At 63.5% G+C, this 8,019-nt stretch carries 8 protein-coding genes; 4 read left to right on the top strand and 4 right to left on the bottom strand.

Features of this window, described 5'->3' with window-relative positions; translation table 11 throughout:
• Positions 1–760, bottom strand: a 760-nt coding sequence (locus VA602_RS03485; protein ID WP_456154083.1) for an ATPase, T2SS/T4P/T4SS family, incomplete at its 3' end; no start/stop codon positions are given.
• Positions 761–861: 101 nt separating this feature from the next.
• Entirely contained in the window at positions 862–1,188 is a 327-nt protein-coding gene (locus tag VA602_RS03480) for a hypothetical protein (RefSeq protein WP_323452478.1), read from the bottom strand.
• A 126-nt stretch (positions 1,189–1,314) separates the two neighbouring features.
• Here VA602_RS03480 and VA602_RS03475 point away from each other — a divergent pair, with 126 nt between their 5' ends.
• Entirely contained in the window at positions 1,315–1,785 is a 471-nt protein-coding gene (locus VA602_RS03475) for an Lrp/AsnC family transcriptional regulator (RefSeq protein WP_323452477.1), read from the top strand.
• A 60-nt stretch (positions 1,786–1,845) separates the two neighbouring features.
• Here VA602_RS03475 and VA602_RS03470 read toward each other — a convergent pair whose 3' ends face one another.
• A complete protein-coding gene (locus VA602_RS03470; RefSeq protein WP_063541748.1) occupies positions 1,846–3,225 on the bottom strand; it encodes a CYTH domain-containing protein in 1,380 nt (459 codons plus the stop codon).
• A gap of 104 nt (positions 3,226–3,329) precedes the next feature.
• On the opposite strand from VA602_RS03470, the gene argE reads away from it, so the two are divergent.
• Entirely contained in the window at positions 3,330–4,472 is a 1,143-nt protein-coding gene (gene argE, locus VA602_RS03465) for an acetylornithine deacetylase (protein WP_054894990.1), read from the top strand.
• A gap of 125 nt (positions 4,473–4,597) precedes the next feature.
• Positions 4,598–5,896 carry an amino-acid N-acetyltransferase gene (gene argA / locus VA602_RS03460; RefSeq protein ID WP_063541744.1) on the top strand — a complete coding sequence of 433 codons (1,299 nt, stop codon included), beginning with the start codon at positions 4,598–4,600 and terminating at the stop codon, positions 5,894–5,896.
• A gap of 91 nt (positions 5,897–5,987) precedes the next feature.
• On the opposite strand, the gene VA602_RS03455 is transcribed toward argA, so the two are convergent.
• Entirely contained in the window at positions 5,988–7,364 is a 1,377-nt protein-coding gene (locus VA602_RS03455; protein ID WP_054894988.1) for a glutamine synthetase family protein, read from the bottom strand.
• A 74-nt stretch (positions 7,365–7,438) separates the two neighbouring features.
• Between VA602_RS03455 and VA602_RS03450 the strand changes: the two genes are divergently transcribed.
• Positions 7,439–7,591, top strand: a complete 153-nt coding sequence (locus tag VA602_RS03450) for a hypothetical protein (protein WP_156343793.1) — start codon at positions 7,439–7,441, stop codon at positions 7,589–7,591.
• Positions 7,592–8,019: the final 428 nt, after the last annotated feature.

Below are 8,019 nucleotides of genomic sequence, written 5' to 3'. Positions count from 1 at the left end.
GACGGCTGACCAGCGCCAGGACCACGCCGGCGGGAAACTGGTAGACCGTATGCAGCAGGCCGTCGATGCGGTAGCGCAAGCGACCCTCGTCGTGGTGGGGTTCGAGATGGATATCGCTGGCACGCTGCTCGATGGCGTACTGCAGCAGCCAATCGACGATATGCACGATGTGCGCATCGTCGGCGCTGATGGCGGTGCTGCGCCCACCGAGCTCCAGGAGCTGCTCAAGTTCGCCCAGGCTTGCGCGCTGCTGCTGGTGGGCGCCCTGCACGGATCGCGACAGGCGCTGGAACGTGTCGCCGAGCTGGCGCAGTTGCACAGGGCTGGCCAGCACCCGGCGAATCGGCTGGCCTAGGCTGCGGCTGAGGTCGGCTTCCCACTCGCGTTGGTAGGGCTGTGCGCTGGCCACGGTAATGCCGGTCGCATCCAGCGCCACGGCGAGGATGCCGTGGCGCTGGGCGAAAGCGGGCGAGATCAGGCCGGCGACGCGAGCCAGATCGACCTGCAACGGGTCCAGGCGCAGAAAGGGTTGGCCGACCCTTTCTGCGAGCCATTGGCACAGGGTGTCGAGGTCCAGGGTATGACCGGGGCGCAGGCAGTCGCTCAGGGCCAGGCTGGCGAGGACTTCGAGCGGGTGGCCGGGCTGGCTGGCGGCGTGTTCGAGTGCACGCAGGGCATCGCCGGGGGCCAGGCGATGTTCAGCGAGCAGCGTGTCGAGGAGGCGTTTGAGGTCGAGGCTGTGATCGTGAGGGTTGTGCATGGCGGCGTCCTTGCCGAGGCTGCTGAGAGGCCCAGGCAAGGTTAGCTGCAGAGCGGGGCAGTGCTTTGGCGAAGGCGTTTCCGAATCTTGCGGGGCAGACGTCAGCCCGCCGCCACCTCAGACAGTTTCGGCACGCTTTCCAGAAAGACCTCGCCGACACACACCAGGTTACGCATCTTCTGTGCGATCACCCCGGCGCGGTGCCAGCTGAGGCCGTCGATACCGATCTCCAGCTCCAGCAGGCCGTCGCGCTGGCACACCTGCACGCTGTGCGGTGTGAGGAACTGCAGGGCGAAGAGATTGAGTACCCGGCACAGGCTGTCCGGCTCGGCCTCGATGTCGAGGCGGTAGCGGACCTCGCCATGCAGGGCGCTGGCGGCCCAGGCGTCGCTACGGGGCTGGGGGGGGTGCCGTTCGAGTGCATTCATGGAGCGTCTCCTTCGATGTGGAGAAATTCTCGCAGGTCGAAACCGGCATTTCTTCGCTATGATTGCCCTTGTTTTGTAGTTGGACGAATAATAATTGTCGTATTTTTGGCATCTGGAGACTTAATCATGCAAAGCGAGCTGGATGCCTACGACAGGCGCATTCTTGAACTGCTGCAGGAGGATGCGTCGCTGTCCAGCGCGCAGATCGCCGACCGTGTCGGGCTGTCGCAGTCACCTTGCTGGCGTCGGATACAGCGCCTGAAGGATGAAGGGGTTATTCGCGCCCAGGTCACCTTGCTGGACCGCAAGAAGGTCGGGCTGAACACGCAGATATTCGCCGAGGTGAAACTCAACGCCCATGGGCGTTCGAACTTCACCGAGTTCACCGAGGCGATCCGCGGCTTTCCGGAAGTACTGGAGTGTTATGTGCTGATGGGGGCGGTCGACTTCCTGCTGCGTATCGTCACCTCGGACATCGAGGCCTACGAGCGGTTCTTCTTCGAGAAGCTGTCGAACGTACCGGGGATACAGGAAGTGAATTCGATCGTGGCGCTGTCGGAGATCAAGTCCACCACCTGCCTGCCGCTATCGAGCTGAGGCCTTCGCAGGTAAATCGGTTCGGCGCCCCGATTTACCTGCGAAGAAGCCGACGCGCGCTTACACCTTGAGCAGGTGTTTCCAGGCGCGGCTCTGGTCGATGGCGCGAGCCTGCTCGATGCGGGCTTCGAACAGCGCGTCCGACTGCTCTTCGGCCAGCGGCTGCTCGGCCAGTTCGTGCAGCTTCTTCAGATCGCCGTACAGGCGGTCCAGTTGCGGCACTTCCAGCACCTGGCGGGCGTGGTGCAGCCAGGTCAGCAACTGCTCGATGCGCGGCAACTGCTCACCCAGATCCTCTGGGCGCTGGGTGTACAGCGGCAGTTTCAGCGCGCGGCCTTCTTCACCCAGCTGGTGGTGCAGCCAGCTGGCCAGTTGCGCCTTGCCCTGGCGCTCGCCGCGGCCCTTGCGCTCCACGGTCCAGGCTCGCGCCAGCAGCCAGCGCGAGGTTTCCAGGGAGAACTGGCCCCAGCGGGTGTCTTCCAGCTCTTCGGCAAACTGCTCGGGCGCGGCGCGGCGGATGTCTTCGTCCTCGTTGCCGGCTTGTACCAGCGGGCGCCAGTCTTCGAGCAGGGCGTCGAGGCGGGCGCGCAGGTCACGGGTGGTAGCTCGTGGCGCGGCCTGGCCCAGACTGCTGGTAAGGGCGCGCAGCTCTGCCAGGCACTGCACCCATTCCTGCAGCAGGCGCCAGTGGCCGTTATGACGGTACTGTTCTGCCAGGCGCTGGCTGCTGCCCAGCAGTTGCCAGGCGAGCGCGGCGTAGGCGTCATCCACAGCCATTTCGGCGTCCAGCTCGGTGTGTGGCAGGCTCAACTCGTAGCTATCTGGCTCGAGCAGGCGGTAGCCGCGCTCGGCCTTGCTGATGTCGCAGGGCATCAGGGCCAGCGTGGCGGAGAGCTCGGCAGCCAGCTCCAGCAGGGCTTCAGGGGCGCCTTCACGCAGCTCCAGCTCGAGCTCGCAGATTTCTTCCTTGCGTTTGCCGGCAATGACGAAGCCTTGGTCGAGCGCGGCTTCGATCACCACCTTGGCCTTGCCGCGACCCCAGGAGATCTCGGCGTATTCGCGGGTGAAATCGGTGGTGAACAATGGCTTGATGGTCTTCTTGTCCAGCTCGGCCAATTGCTCGGGCCAGCAGCTGGCGTCGAGTTTCTTCAGGTCCAGCTTGACCTTGTCCAGGTACCACTCGTACTCGTTGCGCTCGGACAGGCCGGCAACGCTCTGCCCACGGCACTTGAGGGTCTGGATGATGACCTCGCCGTCGCGGCGCAGGCGCAGGGCGACGCGGGCTGCAGAGAGCTCGCGGTCGGGGGTGTCGAAGTACTGGTTGAGCAGTTCGCGGGTCTGCCAGCCGGACTTGTTGCGCTTCTTCAGCAAGGGGTGCTCGCGCAGGGCGGCAAGGGTCTCGCGGCTGGCGCGGAGCTTGAGTTCGGTTTCTTTGTGCATCGCTGGCTCGAAGGAAGGCGTGGTTGCCGGAGAGTCTACAGGAGTTGCCCTGCCAAGGGACGGCATTGCTATGATGACCGCCATGCTTTACGAGGAGTCCGTGCATGCCGTTGCCATCGCTCAAAGACCAGTTCGCCGCCCTGATCGCCGCCCCCTCGGTCAGCTGCACCCAGGCCGCATTGGACCAGTCCAACCGCCAGGTCATCGACCTGCTCGCCAACTGGCTGGGCGATCTGGGTTTTCGTTGCGAGGTCCAGGAGGTCACTCCAGGCAAGTTCAACCTGCTCGCCAGCCGCGGTACCGGCCCGGGCGGCCTGGTGCTGGCCGGCCACAGCGATACGGTGCCGTTCGATCCACAGTTGTGGAGCAGCGACCCGTTGAAGCTCACCGAAGTGGATGGCCGCTGGGTAGGGCTGGGCAGTTGCGACATGAAGGGCTTCTTCGCCTTGGTGATCGAGGCGGTGATCCCGCTGCTGGAGCACGACTTCAAGCAACCGCTGCTGATCCTCGCCACCTGCGATGAAGAAAGCTCGATGTCGGGCGCTCGCGCCCTGGCCGAAGCGGGACAGCCGCTGGGCCGGGCGGCGGTGATCGGCGAACCCACTGGGCTGAAGCCGATCCGCATGCACAAGGGCATCCTCATGGACCGCATCGATATTCTCGGGCGCAGCGGCCATTCGTCGGATCCAAGCCTGGGCCACAGTGCCCTGGAGGCCATGCACGCGGTGATGGGCGAACTCATGGGCCTGCGCCAGCAGTGGCAGCAGACCTACCGCAATCCGCAATTCACCGTGCCCACGCCGACGATGAACTTCGGCTGCATCCACGGCGGCGACAACCCCAATCGCATCTGTGGCCAGTGCGCCCTGGAGTTCGACCTGCGCCCGTTGCCAGGGATGGACGTGGAGCAACTGCGTGCGGCTATCCGGGCAAAGCTCAAACCTGTGGCCGAGCGCCATGAAGTGCGCATCGACTATGCGCCGCTGTTCCCCGAGGTACCACCGTTCGAGCAGGACGCCGACGCCGAGCTGGTGCAACTGGCCGAACGTCTGACCGGCCATCGTGCCGAAGCGGTGGCCTTTGGCACCGAAGCGCCTTATCTTCAACAGCTGGGTTGCCAGACCATCGTGCTCGGCCCCGGCGACATCGCTTGCGCCCATCAGCCGGGCGAGTACCTTGAAATGTCACGAATCGAGCCTACCGTGCGTCTATTGCGTGATCTTGTCCGGCACTATTGCCTGAGCTAAACGTCCACTGACCTGATTCGTTCCTGCCTAGAGGAGACCGCGCGTGACCGCAAGCCTGTTCCGACGATGACTTTCGAACGTTGTGCGCCTTCACCCGTCTCGTTCACTTATCCACAGGCCCTGTCATGCCCGAATACGTCAACTGGCTGCGTCATGCCTCCCCGTACATCAATGCCCATCGCGACTGCACCTTCGTGGTCATGCTCCCCGGCGATGGTGTCGATCACCCCAACTTCGGCAATATCGTCCACGACCTGGTGCTGCTGCACAGCCTGGGCGTGCGCCTGGTACTGGTCCACGGCTCGCGCCCGCAGATCGAAAGCCGCCTGGCTGCCCGCGGCCTGACCCCGCATTACCATCACGGCCTGCGCATCACCGACGCCGCGACCCTGGAGTGCGTGATCGACGCCGTCGGCGCCCTGCGCCTGGCCATCGAAGCGCGCCTGTCGATGGATATCGCCGCATCGCCCATGCAGGGCTCGCGCCTGCGTGTGGCCTGCGGCAACCTGGTGACTGCACGGCCTATCGGCGTGCTTGAGGGGGTCGACTACCACCACACCGGCGAGGTGCGGCGCATCGATCGCAAGGGCATCAGCCGCCTGCTCGACGAGCGCTCCATCGTGTTGTTGTCGCCACTGGGCTATTCGCCGACTGGCGAGATCTTCAACCTGGCCTGCGAAGACGTCGCCACCCGTGCCGCCATCGAACTGGGCGCTGACAAGTTGCTGCTGTTCGGCGCCGAGCCGGGCCTGCTGGACGACAAAGGCAAGCTGGTGCGTGAGCTGCGGCCGCAGCAGGTTCCGGCGCACCTGCAACGCCTGGGCAGCGACTATCAGGGCGAGCTGCTCGATGCCGCCGCCGAGGCCTGCAAGGGTGGGGTAGCGCGCAGCCATATCGTCAGTTACGCCGAGGATGGTGCGCTGCTCACCGAGCTGTTCACCCGCGACGGCGGTGGCACGCTGGTGGCCCAGGAGCAGTTCGAGATCGTCCGCGAGGCGACCATCGAGGATGTGGGCGGCCTGCTCGAGCTGATCAGCCCGCTGGAAGAGCAGGGCATTCTGGTGCGCCGTTCGCGCGAGGTGCTGGAGCGGGAAATCGAGCAGTTCAGTGTGGTGGAGCGTGACGGCATGATCATCGCCTGTGCGGCGTTGTATCCGATTGCCGAGTCCGAGGCGGGCGAGCTGGCGTGCCTGGCGGTGAATCCGGAATACCGGCATGGGGGCCGGGGTGACGACCTGCTCGAGCGTATCGAGACCCGTGCGCGGCAGCTGGGCCTCAATACCCTGTTCGTGCTGACGACACGTACGGCGCACTGGTTCCGCGAGCGCGGGTTCCAGCCCAGTGGCGTGGAACGGCTGCCGGCGGCGCGGGCTTCGCTGTACAACTACCAGCGCAATTCGAAGATTTTCGAGAAGTCGTTGTAGGTCAGTACCGGCCCTATCGCGGGACAAGCCCGCTCCCACAGGCACCGCGAACCTCAATGAAAAACGCCGCCCCTGAGGGCGGCGTTTTCGTTTACACGGTATGCAGGTACCAGTTGTACTCGAGGTCGGAGATCGAGTGTTCGAACTCCTCCAGCTCGCTCTCCTTGCACGCGACGAAAATGTCGATGTACTTCGGATCGATGTACTTGTTCAGGATCTCGCTGTCGTCCAGCTCGCGCAGGGCATCGCGCAGGTTGTTCGGCAGGCTCTGTTCCAGCTGCTCGTAGGAGTTGCCTTCGATCGGCTCACCTGGCTCGATCTTGTTGGTCAGGCCGTGGTGCACACCAGCCAGGACCGCCGCCATCATCAGGTACGGGTTGGCGTCGGCGCCGGCCACGCGGTGCTCGATGCGCACGGCGTCCGGCGAGCCGGTTGGCACGCGCAGGGCCACGGTGCGGTTGTCCAGGCCCCAGCTCGGCGCGTTCGGTACGTAGAACTGCGCGCCGAAACGGCGGTACGAGTTGACGTTCGGGCAGAGGAACGCCATCGATGCGGGCAGGGTCTCGAGCACACCGCCGACAGCGTGACGAAGCGCGGCGTTCTGCTCGGGATCCTCGCTGGTGAAGATGTTGTTGCCATCTTTGTCCAGCACGGAGATGTGTACATGCAGGCCATTGCCAGCCTGGCCCGGGTAGGGCTTGGCCATGAAGGTGGTGTCCATTTCATGGTCGTAGGCGATGTTCTTGATCAGGCGCTTGAGCAGCACTGCGTAGTCACAGGCCTTCAACGGATCGGGCACGTGGTGCAGGTTGACCTCGAACTGCGCCGGGGCGCTTTCCTTGACGATCGCGTCGGCCGGGATGCCCTGCTCTTTCGCGCCTTCGAGGATGTCCTGCAGGCAGTCGGCATACTCGTCCAGGTCGTCGATCAGGTAGACCTGGGTCGACTGTGGACGCTTGCCCGAGATCGGCGAGCGCGGCGGCTGCGGACGGCCGTTCACGTTCTCCTGGTCGATCAGGTAGAACTCCAGCTCGAATGCGGCGCAAATGGTCAGGCCCATGTCGGTGAACTTGCTCACCACCTGGCGCAACACTTCACGCGGGTCGGCGAAGAACGGCTCGCCTTCGATTTCGTGCATGGTCATCAGCAGTTGCGCGGTCGGGCGCTTCTGCCAAGGTTCGTTGGAGAGGGTGCCAGGGATCGGGTAGCAGATGCGGTCGGCGTCGCCGATGTCCAGGCCAAGGCCCGTGCTTTCGACGGTCGAGCCGTTGATATCCAGGGCGAAGAGGGAGGCGGGCAGGTTGATGCCTTTCTCGTAAACCTTGTGAAGGCTCGTGCGTTCGATACGCTTGCCACGAACCACACCATTCATATCTGCAATCAGAAGGTCAACGTAGAGAACCTCAGGATGTTCCTTAAGGAACGCGTTCGCTTCGTTAAGCTGAACGGCACGCGGGGGTACCGACATGATGCAACACCTTTGTTGTTAAAAATATCAATCAAGGGGGGCTTGCAGACCCAGTCAATCGAAAAGACAAACTGATGTCAAGCCAACCTCCTGATGCCCTGAAATGGCACATCAACGGCGGATTTGCTGCATATAAGGGCATGCCATTATCCGCTAAATCTGTAGGAAAGGGCTATGGCGATGGTGGCGTATTTTATTTTTTACGGAGGTGTTGTGAAAAAAAATGAACGAGGCTAAGCTCGGTCGCAACCCATAACAGTAATAATACGAGGGTCACATGGTCCGCCAGTCGCGACCTGAAAGCGCCGCCTGCGCTGTGCAGTCAGGTATTTTCACCGCTTGCCGAAAGGCCCTCGCGTGCCTGGCCCATTCCAGGAGCAGACTGGCCGCAATAATTGACGACCGGCACAGTCAGCCCTCGCCCCGTAGCAGTTTACTGCACGCTTTTCTTACTTCCTGCCCTTTGCTTTCGAGATCGACACGCGTTTTGCGCGTGGATCGGCTGCCGTCCTGCGCATGGGTTTTTGCTTTGGCAACGTACTCCATCCAGAATCAAGGCGTGGGCCTTGCCAGGCCCTGCCGCGCCGAATGCGCCGACATTGACCGACGCCAGGCGTCAGTAGCGCCCGCCCCGCTGGGGCTGGGTCAAATGACC

Source organism: Pseudomonas machongensis (assembly GCF_034961125.1).
In the GTDB taxonomy this organism is placed as follows: domain Bacteria; phylum Pseudomonadota; class Gammaproteobacteria; order Pseudomonadales; family Pseudomonadaceae; genus Aquipseudomonas; species Aquipseudomonas machongensis.
The sequence above is the reverse complement of the archived record's forward strand: the minus strand, read 5'-3'. Positions and strand labels throughout refer to the sequence as shown.